The organism is Pelorhabdus sp. sgz311001 (assembly GCF_055901755.1).
The window spans coordinates 329,004-345,634 of record NZ_JBVXUT010000004.1; the positions used below are offsets into that span (position 1 = coordinate 329,004).

Consider the following 16,631-nt stretch of genomic DNA (forward strand, 5'->3'; position numbering starts at 1 on the left):
AGAACCTCCAGGCCGCTCATCAAACAGGTTTTGCCTTTTCTTGTATATACGCTGTAGCTTCACTCAGTTGCGCTTCACTATGCGTAGCAATCGCTACAGAAGCAACGCCTGGAAGCGTTCGGGAAAAATCGATAGCAGTCTGTAGCGAGCTGTTTCCTTCATGGGGTAACGCAAGCAAATAAACGCCTTTACCAGCGCTATTCACATAGCCAAGCATCTCTGCCATGGCCGAATCTTCTCGCTGACTTCCAGCTACATCAATCAGCGGAATGATAAGATCAACTTCCGCAAATTCAGCCGCCTCACGTAAGACTGACAAACTATTGGAGCAAAGCCCAACCGCCTCAATCAAGCCCTTCGCCTTAGCATCACACAAGTAATCCAGCGCACCGCGCCGTTCTTGTAAAGCGGCTAGATTGTCCTCAGTAATTGCAAGCGAAAAAACTTCTATGCAGTCGCGATGTAAGGTTTGACGCGCCTTTTCCACAGCAAGTTTCATCTCTGTATAAGTCTTTACTGCCGCTTTCCCAGCAAGAATCGTCGGGTGAGGATAACCCTGCAAGGCCTCGGAAATCAAATAATAGCTTGTTTCCGCCATATCGATAAAATTCATCCCCTGAGCCAAACCATGACGAATCAACGCAACAGAAAAATCGCCTTCTTCTACCTGACCTGATTCCAGACTATAGCTCAATTCAGAAACAAATAAGCCAGTTCTGCCTAATGGATAGTATCTCACCAGATTCCCCCCCTAAACTAACAAGCTCAGCAAAGCGCAAACAGCCGAATTTAAGCTAGCAGTAAAGTGACAAAGAAATCGCTTAAATACTCAGATTCATTATAGCATACTTTACACAAGATGGCACCTTAGCTATTTTTCTCAGAAACAGTTTTTTTATAACGTAGAAAAAAATAGTAAGCCAGACAAGAAATAACAACAAGCACAAGCAAGCGAAAACTATGTTCTCGATAAGCCATAAGATCATGACCTAGTGTAACTTCAATCCAAGCCGATGGCAGTTTGCCAATCAGCGTAGCAGCGGCGTAATCCCAAAAAGTAATGCTGCTGACAGCGCCAAGAGCTGTAATCAGCCCTGAGGGAATGTAGGGAATACTCCGCGCAATGAGCATAATACGAAAGCCCTTTTTCCCGCTAAATTCATCCACTTTTTTCAAGGCATTGCTGCGTACGATGAGGTTATGGGCATAATCATGAAATAGATAGCGCATCACAGCGAAGCTAATAATAACCCCCACTGATTCGGCCAGCCAAGATAAAATCGTGCCTTCTACCACGCCAAACAGAATACCATTTGCTGCTAAAATAAAAATATTGGGCAATACAGCAACTATGTTAATAAATACAACAAGGAAAAAACTAATCACCATGGCATAGGGGCCGTAAGAGCGGATAAAATCAATCAACCCTACAATATCGCCGCTGACAAGCAAATTTCCAGCCGTAGTAAAAAAATCAGGGTTAAGCTGATAACTCATAACTCCCAGCAGAATAACCACTAACACAACTATAAAACGCAGTGCTGTCTGATTGATCGTTTTCATAGAATATTCTTCTTTCTCCTTCGTTTGATCGAAATGGCCCGCTAACAGGGTTGTTCTTATTATACTTCATATCAATTCGCTTGCCTATCGCATCTGTAAAAGGATTTCATAGTTTCGCGAAATCTGTCTTACATAATTTTGCGTCTCAGGAAAAGGCGGAATCGCCCCATATCTTCGTACCGTCGTCGGACCAGCATTGTAAGCCGCTAAAGCGAACGAAACTGGCTGGTTGGTCCAAGCAAATTGTTGCAGCATTTGCGAAAAATACCGGGCAGATCCCTCGACATTCTCCGCTATATCAAAAGGATCTGCGACCCCAACTGAGGCAGCTGTTGCTGGCATAAGCTGCCCTAGCCCCATAGCCCCGGATCGGGATACCGCATCAGGTCGAAAGGAAGATTCTTTGGCAATCAAAGACGTTAACAGGAGTGGATCCACTTGATGATTTCTTGCAGAGCGGACGATGCAGCGGGCAATATAATCGGCCGCTCCATCACTCGTTCTATTCACTATGCCGATATAACGAGTAATCGATTTCACATAATCCGAATCACTTTGGTTCGGCGCCGCTTCTACGGCCCCAGAAAAAATTAGTAAGCAACAAAGGATAAACGTAAATTTACGAAAAATAATAAAAACCACAGCCTTTCCCGATAAGTTACCACAAAAGTCCTCAAATCAAGTAAAATTGCGTACAAGGATTTGCACTCTCGCATTGACTCTTCCCTAATTCTTTGTAATAATGTAAAAAAGATAGGGATACGTATTCTAAATACAAACAGCCCCTAGCAGCAGGAGGATATTCCATGACAGAAAAAAAAGTTGCTTTTGGTTTTGGCGACAGCACGATCTCACTTTCACTGCCGCAAGAAAAAATCATTTATGAAATTGAAGGAGCTCCGGCGTCAGCTATTACTGATATTCCCGCCGCCGTTTTAGAAGCCCTTCGCAATCCAGTCGGCACAGCTCCCTTAAAAGAAATTGTAACGGAAACTGATTCGGTCGTTATCATTGTCAGCGATATTACACGCGGCTGGATTAAATCTTATGAATTTTTGCCAACACTTCTCAATGAACTGAATGGCGCCGGTGTCCCTGACAGCCAAATTTCTATTGTCATTGCCCAAGGAACCCATCGTCCTCATACGCCAGAGGAAGATCTGGCCGTCTGCGGCCAAGAAGTATGCAACCGTATCAAAATTTATCAGCATGACTGCCGCAACGAGGCAGAACTCGTTTACAAAGGAACTACCAAACGGGGCACTCCCGTTTACTTCAATAAACGCGTTGCCGAAGCTGATAAGGTCATTCTTACAGGCGGTATTGTCTTCCATCTAATGGGCGGATTCGGCGGTGGCCGCAAGAGCGTTATGCCTGGCATCAGCGGTGATAAAACGATTCAAGCTAACCACTGCCTCGCCTTGCATCCCGAAATCGGCTTCGGCTCCAACCCAGAATGTCTCTCAGGCAAGCTCGTTGAAAATCCCGTACATGAAGACATGGCTGAGGTTACTTCTATGTTAAATCCGGCGTTTCTACTCAATGCCGTATTTACACCAGAAGGCAAATTTGCTCGCTTTTTAGCAGGTCACTGGCTAAAAGCCTGGCAAGAAGGTTGCCAAACAGTAAACCAAATTTACGGCATCCCCATCGAAGAGCAGGCCGATCTAGTCATTGCTTCAGCTGGCGGCTTCCCCAAAGATATTAATCTTTATCAAGGATCTAAAACCATTGATAACGCCTTTATGGCCACAAAACCAGGCGGTGTAATCATTTGCTTCTTAGAATGCCGTGATATTTATGAGCCGGAAGAGTTCAGCGGCTGGTTCCGCTTTGATGATACGCTGACTTTCGAAAAAGCTGTGCGCGATCATTTCACCATTCCTGGCTTTATCGCCTTTAAGCTTGCCGATATTGCCAAAAAGAATACCGTGATTCTCGTAACCAAACCAGAAAATGAAGCCTTTATTAAGAAAACAGGCATGATCTTTGCAGCTACAGGCGATGAAGCACTCCGCCTTGCCAAAGAGAAACTAGGTCGCGACGACTATACGATTACCTGCATGACCCACGGCGCGAATACAGCACCGATGCTCACGAGTAAAAACAACTAAAAATTCGGCAATAATAATGCGAATAAAAGCAGAGAGAGCGAAAGCTCTCTCTTATTTATTGCCTCGCTACTTAGACAGTTTCAGCTTGGCTAAGGCATCAGCCAAAGCGGTATTCACCGGTGCTTCTTGTTTATCTTGCGCCTTTAAAAATTGATGCACTGCCTTTTTATCGACTTTACCGCCAGTTTCTTCCCGCCGTTTTTTAAAGGCTGACAATTTTTCGCGATAACCGCAAGAGCAAACAAATAGCTGCCCCTCCCCTTCGCCGCGAAGCTCTAGTTTTTTATGACAGGTAGGACAACGAGCATTCGTCACTTTGGCAAGCCCTTTGCGATAGCCGCATTCTCGATCCTGACAGACCAGCATCTTGCCTTTTTTCCCTTTTACTTCCAGCAAATACTTGCCGCATTCAGGACATTTTGTCCGCGTCATATTATCATGATGAAACCGAGACTGGCTGTTTTTTATTTCCGTAACCACTTCCATGGCATATTGGCGCATCTCAGCAACAAATTGCCGCTCTGAAAGAGCGCCTTTAGCAATAGCGGCAAGCCGCAATTCCCACTCGGCCGTAAGGGCTGGCGAACGTAATTTTTCTGGCACAAGCGACAGTAGCTGACGTCCCTTTTCCGTCAACAAAATCTCTTTACCTTTTTGCTCAAGCAGGAAACTATTAAACAATTTTTCAATAATATCAGCTCGTGTCGCCACGGTTCCCAAGCCGCCCGTTGCACCAATTGTTTGTTTCAACGCTTCGGCCTCGCCTTCCATGAAGCGAACAGGATTTTCCATGGCGGAAAGCAGCGCAGCCTCAGTAAATCGAGCTGGCGGTTTCGTCTTGCCTGTCGTAACCGCCAAATGATCTACAGAAAACGAAGCGCCTTCTGTCACACTAGGAAGTTCTTGATCGCTACGTTCATCATCACTTTCCTCCATCTGCTCATGCACTAAGCTAGAACCGTAAATTTCCTTCCAGCCCAAATCTGTCACACGTTTCCCCTTAGCGCTAAAAGCTTCCTGCCCAATCTGTCCATTTAGCGTGGTCTGTTCGTAGCGGTAAGGCCGATAAAACACGGCAAAAAACCGTTTTACTACCAGATCATAAATTTTTCTTTCTTTATCTGACAAGTTGCTGAGATTTACATACTGTTCCGTAGGAATAATCGCATGATGATCAGATACTTTACTATCATCAACAACATTCTTATGGATCTTAAGTGGCTGTTTTAACAATTGAAACGCAAATTTCGTATAAGGCCCTACACCGGCAGCTTTCATGCGTTCTGGTAAAGTTTCCACGATATCCGCTGATAAATACCGCGAATCCGTACGGGGATAGGTTAATAGCTTATGACTTTCATAGAGACTCTGCATAAGACTGAGCGTCTCTTTAGCCGAAAAGTCAAACAGGCGATTCGCATCACGCTGCAGTTCTGTTAAGTCATACAACTGCGGCGCTGGCATTTGCTTTTCTTTCTTCTCGATTTTTAGAACTTTTAGAGTTTGGCCGCGCAATCCAGTAAAAATATTTTTACATTTTGCTTCATCAAAAATGCGACTGTTTTTCTGCGTTTTTTCGTGCCATTGCCACGAAATTTGGCCAGTTCTAGCCTGTATGCCATAATAAGTTTGCGGCTGAAATGCTGTAATTTCCGCTTCTCGCCGGGCAATCATTGCCAACGTAGGTGTTTGTACGCGCCCGCAAGAAAGCTGCGCATTGAACTTGCAAGTTAACGCCCGGGTCGCATTGATGCCCACAAGCCAATCGGCCTCCGACCGAGCTACGGCTGAAGCATAGAGATTTTCATAGTCTTTGCCAGGGCGGAGTTTCAAAAATCCCTCACGGATCGCCTTATCAGTTACCGAGGAAATCCATAACCGCTTTAGCGGTTTATGCACAGAAGCTTTGGCCAATATCCAGCGTGCTACCAGTTCCCCTTCCCTGCCAGCATCCGTAGCAATAATAACTTCTGTCACATCCTTGCGTAACAGTTGTTCCTTTACCGATTGAAACTGACGAGCGCTTTGGCGGATTACAGTGAGCTTCATTTGCGGCGGCAGCATGGGGAGATCTTCTAGTCGCCACGATTTATATTGATCATTATAGACTTCTGGATCAGCTAAAGTCACAAGATGGCCTAAAGCCCAAGTCACAATGTAACGGTCTCCCTCTAAGTAACCGTTGCCTTTTTTATGGCATTGCAATACTCTGGCTATATCACGACCTACTGAAGGTTTTTCAGCTAATACGACGATTTTACTCATATTCATTCCTCACGTTTACTTAAACTCTTAACTTTTTTATTATAGACTGTTCGCCTGCAAATGAAAATATGCAGCAGGGAATAAGTGCAGCAAAAAGCATAAAAAGGAAAGAGCGGCTTTTGCTTGTTAGGCAAAACCCGCTACTCCATTTTGAAGATACTCTCTATAGCAAAGCCTTGACAGCAGCCACTACTCGTTCGACTGTAAAACCATACTCTGCTAACACCGTCTCAGCCGGAGCCGAGGCGCCAAATGAATCAATCGCAATAATCGACCCTGCGTCGCCAGTATAGCGTTCCCATCCTAAGGAAGACCCCATTTCTACAGCAACACGGGCTTTTACATTAGGCGGTAAAACTTTTTCTTTATATTCCTTCGGCTGCTTGGCAAAAAGATGCCAGGAGGGAAAACTAATAACATTTACAGAGATATTCTCTGCTATCAGTGCGTCGCGCGCGGCCATAGCCAGTTCTACTTCAGAACCGGAAGCCAAAATCAACGCGGCCGGGTTGTCGCATCCCGCCAAAACGTAAGCGCCAGATCGTACGCCCGCTTCCTGCGCTGTCGAATCGGCAGGCTGAACTAAAAGATCCTGCCGCGATAACACTAGCGCTGTTGGCGTTTTCTCTGATTCTAGCGCAATCTGCCAAGCAATCCTTGTTTCATTCCCATCAGCCGGACGAATGACATTCAGATTGGGCATCGCCCGAAAAGCGGCAAGCTGTTCCACTGGCTCATGGGTGGGACCGTCTTCCCCGACAGCGATACTGTCATGAGTAAATACATAGGTAGTCGGCAACCCCATTAAAGCAGCGAGACGAACAGCGGGACGCAAATAATCGGAAAAGACAAAGAAGGTCGCTCCGTAGCTTTTTACGCCGCCATGAAGCATCAAACCATTGAGCGCCGCTCCCATGGCAAATTCTCTTACGCCAAACCAAATATTTTTCCCTTCATAAGAAAAAGGTTGGAAGTCGCCGCCGTTCTTAATCATAGTTTTATTGGAACTGGCCAAATCAGCTGACCCGCCGAATAAAGCCGGAATTTTTTTTGCTAAAGCCTGCATCACTTCCCCTGAAGCAGAACGTGTCGCAATCTTCTTGCCTGCTTCATAGTGAGGTAAGAGTTCATCATAGTCTTTCGGCAAGCGACCTTCAATGCGTTCAGAAAGTTCTTCGGCCAGTTCCGGGTAAGCTTCTTTATAGTCCTCAAATAAAGCTTGCCAAGCTTTTTCCTGGGCCGAACCCCGTAATAAAACCTTCTCGCCGAAATGTTCATAAACACTTTTAGGTACAGTAAAGGGCTCATCATAAGTCCAGCCATAGGCATTTTTAGTAAGCGTCGTTTCAGCTTGTCCCAGAGGAGAACCATGCACAGCCGAAGATCCGGCCTTATTCGGAGAGCCAAAACCAATGACTGTATTGATTTCAATTAAAGTTGGTCGAGTCAAATCTTTTTTCGCTGTAGCAATAGCCTGACCGATAGCTGCCAAATCATTGCCATCGCCAACTCGCAGTACCTGCCAACCGTAAGCATCAAACCGTTTTAGACTATCTTCAGAAAAGGACTTGTCTAGTTTCCCGTCAAGGGAAATCTGATTGGAATCATAAAGAACGATCAATCGCCCCAAGGCAAGATGGCCAGCCAAAGAGATCGCCTCAGCGGCTACGCCTTCCATCAGATCGCCGTCGCCGCACAGCGCATAAGTAAAATGATCAACAACAGGGTAATTCTCCCGATTATAAGTAGCAGCCAGATGACGTTCAGCCATTGCCATGCCTACAGCCATAGCAATTCCCTGTCCTAATGGCCCAGTGGTCGCTTCTACGCCTGGCGTATGACCATATTCCGGATGTCCTGGCGTTTTGCTGCCCCATTGACGAAATTTCTTTAATTCTTCCAGGGACAAATCATAACCTGATAAATGTAACAAACTATAAAGCAGCATCGAGCCATGCCCCGCCGACAAAATGAAACGATCCCGATTAAACCACTGCGGGTTTTTCGGGTTATGATTCAAGTGATCTGTCCAAAGCTTATAGGCAAAAGCCGCGGCGCCGAGTGGTAAACCAGGATGACCTGAGTTTGCCTGTTCAATGGCATCAATGGAAAGCGTCCGTATCGTTTGAATCGCCAATTCTTCTACAGAAAATTTACTTGTCATAAGTCTCTCCTCCTCCAATGTAAAACAGCTATCTATTATATCGCTAATACTCTATTGAAATTTGCAAGAAAGGATCAAAATCATCGTAAAGACGGATTGAAATCAGTTTATCGGCCGTACTAGACCGCTCATAGACGACAGCGCCGGCCTGAGGCAGACAATTTTTTTTGCCAAGTCTGTCAATGTAATACTCCAAAGCGCAATGAATTCCATCATCAACAGCTGAGCAATAATGAACAAAGGCGCCACCCTGAGCCAGCTGTAAAAAATCGCCATAAAAATGTTGCAGTGTTTCTCGGTCAGTCATTACATTTCCCGTGGCCTGTTGTAACGTAAAGGTCGTTTCATCAAAACAAGCAAAAAGCTTTTCCATACTCCCCGTACTAAGCGCCTCTGTATACTGCTGCAACACCCCTGTAAAAACAACTTCTTTCTGGGGCAAAAAAGGCTTACGCCAACAATGCTTTCCGATCATCGGCCAATGACTGTAATAAATGCGCAGACTCACATGGGGACCCGTCTCTGTTTGCGTCATTTCGCGAATTAATAAAACAGGAACAGGAACATCGCCACCGTGATCTAAGTAAAGAATAAATTCAGCTGACTCCATAACTGTACTATCAGCGGTCGTCTGCGCCCACTCTCGTTTCAGCTCGACAACAGCATTTTCGCCTAAAAGCCAAGCGCGGCAATGATCATAGTACTGGCTGATAGCCTCCGTGCCGCGAATTTCACCAAAATGAGGATCATAAATCACTGCATTCTCGCCGTCCTGCGCTTGTTGGAAAGCAGCCATAAATTCAGCTTTGCCGTCGAAAAGCATTTGTAAATAAATTTGTGCAACTTCTAAGCGGACGCGTTTACTAGAAGCCTCTGACATGATTACCCCTCCGGCAGCTTTTTAGCAACAAAATGTAATAGTAGTATTCGTCTTTTAAAGCAAAAAACCTTTCCTGGGCAAAAACAAAAAAAAGAAGAAGGCGCAAGTCCTTCTTCTTTTTCTATGCAAAGCAACCATCCTTATAGCTTCGTAAAACTTGTTTTTCTAACAAAATGGTAAAGCAGCCTCTTTTCAAAACCAAAAATTCATACGGGAGTTATATCAGATGGAGGATATTACGTTTGAAGCATTTGAAGCATTTGAAGCATTTGAAGCATTTGAAGCATTTGAAGCATTTGAAGCATTTGAAGCATTTGAAGCATTTGAAGCATTTGAAGCGGGTAAAACAAAAACACAACCCTTTTCGACCTAGCAAACCTCTTGCAAAACCAAGAATCGAAATTCCATGCACTTGCAAATCGGAGAATCTGTAGTCACTATAAGGATGGTGCTTGATTTAATTATAAAGCCTTTCCTATAAAAAAGCAAGAGCCTTAAGAAAAAATTTTTATCTTTTAAAAAACATTCAAAAACAGATTGAAACAATAAGAATTTTTCCTGTAAGCTAAGCAGGATTCGTTTGGAAAAAGAAAGAAATTCCTAATAAATAATCTTTAAGAATTATAAGGAGGCTTCTTTATGTATGACGTCTGTATCATCGGCGCGGGAGTGATTGGCGCGAATATTGCCCGACTATTATCCCAATATCAGCTTCGCATCTGCCTTATTGAAAAAGCCGCTGATGTAAGTTGTGGCTGTTCCAAAGCAAATAGTGGCATTGTTCACGGCGGTTATTCCGACAAACCGGGCACACTAGCTGCTGAGCTGTGCGTAAAAGGAAATCGTCTGTATGCCCAATTGGAAGCAGAACTGCATTTTGGTTATCGCGAAACAGGCTCCTATGTAATTGCTTTAGAAGAGGAAGACATTCCCCGCCTCAAAGCGCTAGAAGCGTCAGGACTGACCAACGGCGTCAATGGCCTTGCGCTACTTTCCGGCGAAGAGGTCTTACAAAGAGAACCCCATCTAAATCCAGCCATCAAAGGAGCGCTTTACTGCGCAGAGGCTGGTGTTACTTCTCCTTATGAATTCGTCATTGCCCTAGTCGAAAATGCCATCGCCAATGGCGTTGAGCTACGCTTAAGCTCCCTTGTTACCGCCTTAGCACGTCAGCAAGATGGCTTTGAAATAACGATTAATGAAACCGAAAAGCTTAGGGCTCGTTATGTGATAAACGCAGCAGGCGCTGGCAGCGACGCCATTTCAGCCCTGCTAGGCATCACTGGCTTTAAGATTCATCCCCGGCGCGGCCAATATGTTCTCTTAAACAAAAATCAAAATCATCTTGTCTCATCAGTGATTTTTCAAGTTCCCAGTAAATTAGGCAAAGGCATTCTCGTAACCCCCACTTACCATGGCAATATCATGGTCGGCCCTAACGCGGAAGAAATTGACGACAAAGATGATGTAAGCACTGATGAAGCTACCTTAGCTTTTATTGCAGCAACGGCGAGAAAATCCTTGCCCACACTAGACTTCAAACAATCACTTACTTCTTTCGCTGGTAATCGTCCTGTCTGTAATGACGGCGGCTGGACCATTGAAGCGACAGAAATCCCCGGCTATATTCATTTAATCGGCATCGATTCGCCGGGACTTACAGCTTCACCAGCGATTGCCCTGAAGGTACGCGGCATTTTAGCCTCTATTGGTCTTGTCCTCAAGGAAAATCCGGATTTTAATCCTTATCGCGAAGCAATTATTCATAAAAAACCAGCCGATTTTGCTGGTAAAATTGATGGCGACTCGCCAGAATTAAATATTATCTGCCGTTGCGAAACGATTACTGAGGCAGAAATTATTGACAGCCTCCACCGCGGGATTCCTGTCACAGCGGTCGATGCCGTAAAACGCCGGACCCGAGCTGGTATGGGGCAATGTCAAGGAGCGTTTTGCCGTCCTCGCGTGAAAGCCCTGCTTGCTAGAGAGCTAGGTATTCCGCTAGAAAACGTACCGGAAAATCTTTCTTCAACTCCGCCGGAAGTACGGGCCAAGCGTCTTGCTTTACTTAAATTATAAAAATTATCGACTTAAAAAATATGTACCGCTGCAAATAAGGGTAATGCCAATAAACCGATGTAACGTAAAAGGCTCCTGAAAAATCAAACAGCCTACAGCTAAAGCAAAAATATAATTTAAAGATGTAAGCGGCACCACGACACCGAGGTCGCCGCTTTTTAATATGTAAATCCACAACAACAAATCACAGGCACTAATAATCACACCGAACATAATTAAAGGGTTTTGAATTACTTGCAAAATCAAAAGCCATATTTCATAAGGCGAATGAGGATCGATCAGATTCTTCGATCCAAACTTAATAAGAATCTCGCCTGCCGTATTAACACCACACCATAGTAAAATAAGAGTTAGTAGTCGCTTCATAATGCTCACCGCTTTTCTTGATGTTTTTTTTGCCATTCTTCCAAAACTTTGCGATCTGATTCAAAAGAATCGGCCACAAACCCAAGCAGCTTACGCATCCACTTGTTTTTCGGATATACGGCATGCTTCGTAAAGGTAAACTCGGCGCCAAGTTCTGCTTTAATTTCAGGACTTGTCCAGCCAAAAACCACATATTTCTTACCTGTCTGCCTAGCATATTCAAGAAAATCGAACCAGCTAACAAAATAGAGATTGCAGTCACGATAAGCTGGATAAAGGGCGCCCATATATTTATCAACGAGACAATCGCCCTGCTCATAAGCAAGAAAATAGCCAACGAGTTGCTCCTTTTGCCAGTACGTAAAAACAACTCCACCTGACCGACTGTCCTGAAATGCCGCGGTAAAAAACTCGCGTGACAATAAATCAAAATGAATTTCACTAGCATCATAGACTGTTTTATAAAGAAGATATAAGAGGTCTAGATTTTGTTTATCTTGAAAAAATGAATCACCTGTCCGGAACAGCCGCAATGTAACTTCACTGCGACTTTTTAATTTTCGGCGAAAATTTTTGCGACGATTTTTCGAAAATCGCTCTAAAAACTCCGCTTCGGAAGCAAAATCTATGGGAACATAGGCAGCAGCCTGCCCTTCTAGCAAAACAAAACCAGCCTTTACCAAAGTATCACAGATGGCCTGTGCCGCTTTTCTTTCCGCGTCATTAAAAAAAGGGGCATCGGCAGCTAAATCTTTAGCAATTAAATAACTGGCGCCAGTCCGATCCATAGTTTGCTGCAAAACACCGGCAAGTTCCTCCAGCGCAAACCCCGCCGGAAACAGACAAAATTCCGAGACAGTTGTACCAATAAACAAAGTCTTTGGCTGCAACAGTGATTGACGCAGCCGCTGTGGCAAGAGAAAGCTTACAGCCTGAACTTTTTGCTGTAGGCTTTCATCAGCCGTAAGCAGTAAGTCAAATCGAGTTGTAAAAGCAGGCAGCTTCCGCTCCCCCAGAGAAATCGCTTCTGGAGTAAAGCCCTCTGGCGGATTATCTTGAAAAGCAGTAATTAGCGAGCTCGGTTCCATTTGAAATAAAAAATTTTTATCATCCATCCTACTATCTCCTCATTCATTCCCACCGGCTGTATCACCGTCGGCTCCTTTCGCTAACAGAGACAAAAGGATTGTATTGACCTTCTCCTGCTTTTGCCAACTAGCTGTCAAGGAAAGCTTGTCGCAGGGATTAGGATGATCCCAATCGGCCAACAAGTGTTTTAAAAAATATCCCTGATAATTGCAAGGAAAACTGGCCTCGCCGGTTATATCAGCTCCAATATAAGAAAAAGACGAACCGACTGCTTCGATAAGATAGACTACATCAGTCAGTGTCAAAATACCATTATCCCAATCTCCTGGCGACTCCTGCGCGTTTATGACATCCTTATCAAGACTGAGATATAAAGGCATTTCTTCCTTAAGGCTCGGCTCCAACAAGGTCATAATTTCCTGGCAATAATATTTTTTTCCCTTGCCGATCTCAGCTGGAATAAACAATAACTTACCAGATTGTTGTAAGCTATGCAAACTTAGCGCACGACGCAACCAACCATATGTTTCGGTCGCTCCTACGTGGACCACCTGCCGACATAAAGGCAGCTTCACGGCATGATACAGCCAATTACCGCAAGCATAACGCGGCAAAGCATAGGAACAGTCTGGATGATTGTCAAATACAAGTAAAGCAAAAGGATCTGTTAGTTTCTCCAGCGTAGCTAATGTTAAATGATGAAAATCACCAGACCCTAAAAAACGGCAGAATCCTGCCGGTGAAGCCTCTTGTAAAAGTTTAGCCTGAAAACGACGAATCGCTTCCTGGTCAGCCCAATACTGTAAGCTTGCCTGCAGGTCCCGCAAATAAATCCGTTTTATATCACGACGGAAAAAATCTAGGCTTCCGTCCGTGTCAAGAATAATCGGTTCAAGCACAAGGCGCCTCCTTCGCTACAGCTAAAAAGCAAAGTTTCCGGCTTTAAATACAGGAATCTCTGTCCCGTCGGCTTGAATTCCTGTAATCGTCAGATCAGCCGTACCAATCATAAAATCCTCATGAATCAAAGAATCATTTACCCCAGCAGCAGCAAGCTCTGCTCTGCTCTTCGTTTCGCCTTCAGACAGACAAACAGGATAGGCTTTGCCGATGGCCAAATGACAGGATGCATTTTCATCAAAGAGTGTATTATAAAATAAGAGATTCATATTAGAAATCGGCGAATCATAAGGTACCAAAGCAACTTCGCCTAAATAAGAAGCCCCGTCATCGGTAGCTATCAAATTTTGCAAAACTTTTTCACCGACGCGTGCTGCAGCTTCTACAATTTTACCGTTTTTAAAGACGAAATAAAAGTCCTCAATTAAATTTCCATTATAGTTAAGTGGGCGGGAACTGACAACTTTACCGTTCACACTGTCTCGCTTTGGCAAAGTAAAAACTTCTTCCGTCGGCATATTCGCCATAAATTCAAGCCCGGAAGGCGTCAGTTCGGAACCGCCAAGCCACAAATGATGTGCGGGAAGTTCAATCGTTACATCAGTTCCTAATGAATTTGTGTAGTGCAAAAACTGAAATTGGTGCTCATTTAAAAAGGAAAGACGTTTTTTCAGCTGTTTCTTATGGTGATCCCAGGCGGCTACAGGGTCAGCGCAATCAATTCGTACACTTTTGGCAATCGCTTGCCACAGCTTTTCTACCGCTGTCGCTTCCGTATCCTCTGGAAAAACCTTTCGAGCCCAACTAACCGTAGGCACTGATACGACAGTCCAGGTATTGCGATTATTCATCATATTTTCCCGATATTCTCTGAGCGCCTCACTGCTTGTTTTTTGGACCAAAGCGAGCCGCTTCGGCTCCACATCTTTTAATAAAGTTGGATCATTGGCGGCAATGCTGATAAAAGCGGCCCCCTGCTTCATATATGACAGATAAAAATCCTGCTGCCACTGGGGAAACTCAGAAAAAATGACTTCCGGCCCTTGTTCGTAACGGATTTTGGCAAACAATTCATCTTTCCAGTTCATTACCACATCTCTGGCCCCAATCGCAAAAGCTTCCTGAGCAATCAGCCTAGCAAAAGACGCACATTCAATGGGTGTGGTAATAACGACGGTTTGATTCTTTTGCAAATTCACTCCAGCTTGTACAATCAACTGGGCGTAGCGCTGTAAATAAATTTCGTTCATGTATACCCCTCCTTGTTCTACCGGTAAAAAAGTAAGACAGATTCCGGCGATCCAGAAACTGTCTTGTCAAATTTGAAGCAAGCGACTTTTTAATTCAATAGTTCAATTTCTACCCATTCTTGACCATATAAGCCGCTCTTCACTTCACTAATATGCACAATTCCGTCCGCTTTTAATAAAGTACTAATTAATCCCGGCTTGCCATCAATTGGCTCTGCCCAATAATCACCGCCGCGCCGCACAAGGCGAACACGAATAAAATCATCACGTCCCATGACCGAAGCAACACTGCGTGTCAGACGCGCTAAAATACGATGTACCGCTTCTGGTGGCTTTTGTCCGAGTAACAAAGCTGCGGCTGGCTTGACTAAAGCATTACAAACCGTCATAGCTGCTACAGGCTGACCCGGCAGAGCAAATACGGGAGTACGGCCAATCATGGCAAAAATAGTAAGCTTACCAGGATTTACGGCAATTTCCTTAAGCAAAACGCCCTGCGTATCAAAACGTTGCAAAACTTCTAGCGTCTTCTCCCGCGCGCCAGCAGAACTTCCACCGGAAATTAGAATCAGGTCACTACTTACAAGCGCTTTTTCCATAGCTCCATAGAGGGTTTCAGATTCATCTGGTACAATGCCGCACCGCTCAACCTGACAGCCGACCTGCTCCAACACAGCTCCTAATGCATAGGAATTGACATCGCGAATCTGTCCCTCACCGACAGTTCCACCCACATCGACGACTTCATCCCCTGTTGATAAAATAGCTGCCCGCGTTCTTTTATTGACCTTCACTGAACTATAGCCGCAAGCGGCCAAAGCGCCAATAAGCTGGGGTGATAGAACCTCGCCTCGCTTGGCCACAAGAACATCCTGCTTAAAATCCTCGCCGCGCAAAATCACATTTTCCTGCGCGGTTACCGGATATGGTACTAACAATCGATCCTCTACCACGCTACTGCTTGTAGGTAGCATCAGTACCGCATCAGCTCCTGGCGGCAACATGCCGCCAGTCGGAATAAGGGCTGCTTCGCCTGGCTGCAAAACAAAACCTGCTGCCTCTCCCATTCGAACCGCCCCGCTAATTCTTAAGGAAACAGGCTGTTCCAAAGATGCATCTTTTACATCAGAACTATGTATGGCAAAACCGTCAATGGCAGCACGGTCAAAGGGCGGCAAGTCTTCTTTAGCAACCATATCAACAGCGGCAATCCGTCCTAGTACTGTTGCTAAAGCCACTTCTTCTACTTCAGGCTCCAAATGGGCCAGTGATTGCAATATCACTTTGAGAGCTTCCTCTAAAGCCACTCCATGATCAGGCTTCATGCTACTCCTCCTTTACCGTCTTCTAGCTACTTGTCTTATAAAGATCAATTCAACATCAGTCAGTCTATTTCCTGCGAAAAAAAGAAGCCGCCGCGCTTTCTCCATAAAGCTCCGGCAGCATAACAAATCAGTTTTTTTCTTGTTCTGTAACTTGATCCAAGTCAATATGACAATAACCGCTAGGATTTTTCTTCAAATAGTCTTGATGATACTCTTCGGCTGGATAAAAAGAGCGTAGCGGCTTTACTTCGACCACGATGGGTCTTGCATACTCAATCTGCTTCTTCTGCAAGAACTGTTCAATCACAGCTTGTTCATCAGGATCATTATAATAAATCCCCGTCCGATACTGAGTTCCCACATCATTGCCTTGACGGTTTTTTACTGTCGGATCAATAATGCGAAAAAAAGCTTCCAGCAGTTGATCCAAAGGCAGCTTTTTTTCATCATAGACAACTTCGCAGATTTCAGCATGGCCTGTAGTTCCCGTACAAACAGCCTCATAGCTAGGATTTGGTATTCCCCCTTGACCATAGCCGACAGTAGTATCAACTACTTTGGCAAACTGTTGAAAATAGGCTTCCACGCCCCAAAAGCAACCACCAGCAAGCCAAATTTTCTTCATATGAGTTCCCT

15 protein-coding genes are annotated in these 16,631 nt (G+C 44.7%); 3 read left to right on the forward strand and 12 right to left on the reverse strand.

Translation table 11 applies throughout. The annotated features are described in order from the left end of the window. Positions 1 to 19 precede the first annotated feature (19 nt). From AC0MXB_RS12515 to AC0MXB_RS12525, 3 genes are all read right to left on the reverse strand, one after another. Positions 20 to 739: an aldo/keto reductase gene (locus AC0MXB_RS12515; protein WP_474040018.1), complete on the reverse strand. Its 720-nt coding sequence runs from the start codon at positions 737 to 739 to the stop codon at positions 20 to 22. Positions 740 to 867: 128 nt separating this feature from the next. After that, on the reverse strand, positions 868 to 1,563 hold the full coding sequence (locus AC0MXB_RS12520) for a TVP38/TMEM64 family protein (protein ID WP_474040019.1): 696 nt from the start codon (positions 1,561 to 1,563) through the stop codon (positions 868 to 870). 84 nt (positions 1,564 to 1,647) lie between these two features. Then, positions 1,648 to 2,205: a lytic transglycosylase domain-containing protein gene (locus AC0MXB_RS12525; protein WP_474040020.1), complete on the reverse strand. Its 558-nt coding sequence runs from the start codon at positions 2,203 to 2,205 to the stop codon at positions 1,648 to 1,650. Positions 2,206 to 2,369: 164 nt separating this feature from the next. Between AC0MXB_RS12525 and larAH10 the strand changes: the two genes are divergently transcribed. Beyond that, entirely contained in the window at positions 2,370 to 3,677 is a 1,308-nt protein-coding gene (gene larAH10, locus AC0MXB_RS12530) for an NPN-dependent 2-hydroxyacid racemase, LarAH10 family (protein ID WP_474040021.1), read from the forward strand. 66 nt (positions 3,678 to 3,743) lie between these two features. On the opposite strand, the gene AC0MXB_RS12535 is transcribed toward larAH10, so the two are convergent. The 3 genes from AC0MXB_RS12535 to AC0MXB_RS12545 all read right to left on the reverse strand — a co-directional run bounded on the left by AC0MXB_RS12535 (position 3,744) and on the right by AC0MXB_RS12545 (position 8,986). Beyond that, on the reverse strand, positions 3,744 to 5,942 hold the full coding sequence (locus AC0MXB_RS12535; RefSeq protein WP_474040022.1) for a DNA topoisomerase III: 2,199 nt from the start codon (positions 5,940 to 5,942) through the stop codon (positions 3,744 to 3,746). A gap of 163 nt (positions 5,943 to 6,105) precedes the next feature. Then, complete coding sequence (tkt, locus tag AC0MXB_RS12540) at positions 6,106 to 8,106, reverse strand: transketolase (protein WP_474040023.1); 2,001 nt, start codon at positions 8,104 to 8,106, stop codon at positions 6,106 to 6,108. A 43-nt stretch (positions 8,107 to 8,149) separates the two neighbouring features. Beyond that, positions 8,150 to 8,986, reverse strand: a complete 837-nt coding sequence (locus AC0MXB_RS12545) for a hypothetical protein (protein WP_474040024.1) — start codon at positions 8,984 to 8,986, stop codon at positions 8,150 to 8,152. A gap of 226 nt (positions 8,987 to 9,212) precedes the next feature. On the opposite strand from AC0MXB_RS12545, the gene AC0MXB_RS12550 reads away from it, so the two are divergent. Both AC0MXB_RS12550 and AC0MXB_RS12555 read left to right on the forward strand, forming a co-directional pair. After that, positions 9,213 to 9,359 (forward strand): hypothetical protein, encoded by a 147-nt coding sequence (locus AC0MXB_RS12550; RefSeq protein WP_474040025.1) that lies wholly within the window; start codon positions 9,213 to 9,215, stop codon positions 9,357 to 9,359. Between the two features lie 266 nt (positions 9,360 to 9,625). Further along, positions 9,626 to 11,065 carry an FAD-dependent oxidoreductase gene (locus AC0MXB_RS12555; RefSeq protein ID WP_474040026.1) on the forward strand — a complete coding sequence of 480 codons (1,440 nt, stop codon included), beginning with the start codon at positions 9,626 to 9,628 and terminating at the stop codon, positions 11,063 to 11,065. 3 nt (positions 11,066 to 11,068) lie between these two features. Here the strand turns inward: AC0MXB_RS12555 and AC0MXB_RS12560 are convergent, their stop codons facing one another. The 6 genes from AC0MXB_RS12560 to msrA all read right to left on the reverse strand — a co-directional run bounded on the left by AC0MXB_RS12560 (position 11,069) and on the right by msrA (position 16,620). Further along, a complete protein-coding gene (locus AC0MXB_RS12560; RefSeq protein ID WP_474040027.1) occupies positions 11,069 to 11,431 on the reverse strand; it encodes an EamA family transporter in 363 nt (120 codons plus the stop codon). A gap of 5 nt (positions 11,432 to 11,436) precedes the next feature. Then, complete coding sequence (locus AC0MXB_RS12565; RefSeq protein WP_474040028.1) at positions 11,437 to 12,546, reverse strand: GNAT family N-acetyltransferase; 1,110 nt, start codon at positions 12,544 to 12,546, stop codon at positions 11,437 to 11,439. A 12-nt stretch (positions 12,547 to 12,558) separates the two neighbouring features. Then, the gene (locus AC0MXB_RS12570; protein WP_474040029.1) at positions 12,559 to 13,419 is read right to left on the reverse strand and encodes an arginase family protein; all 861 of its coding nucleotides are present in this window, start codon (positions 13,417 to 13,419) and stop codon (positions 12,559 to 12,561) included. A gap of 21 nt (positions 13,420 to 13,440) precedes the next feature. After that, on the reverse strand, positions 13,441 to 14,670 hold the full coding sequence (locus tag AC0MXB_RS12575; RefSeq protein WP_474040030.1) for an aminopeptidase: 1,230 nt from the start codon (positions 14,668 to 14,670) through the stop codon (positions 13,441 to 13,443). A gap of 89 nt (positions 14,671 to 14,759) precedes the next feature. Continuing rightward, positions 14,760 to 15,995, reverse strand: a complete 1,236-nt coding sequence (locus AC0MXB_RS12580; protein WP_474040031.1) for a molybdopterin molybdotransferase MoeA — start codon at positions 15,993 to 15,995, stop codon at positions 14,760 to 14,762. Between the two features lie 127 nt (positions 15,996 to 16,122). Then, positions 16,123 to 16,620, reverse strand: coding sequence for a peptide-methionine (S)-S-oxide reductase MsrA (gene msrA / locus AC0MXB_RS12585; protein WP_474040032.1), 498 nt, complete (start codon positions 16,618 to 16,620; stop codon positions 16,123 to 16,125). Positions 16,621 to 16,631 lie beyond the last annotated feature (11 nt).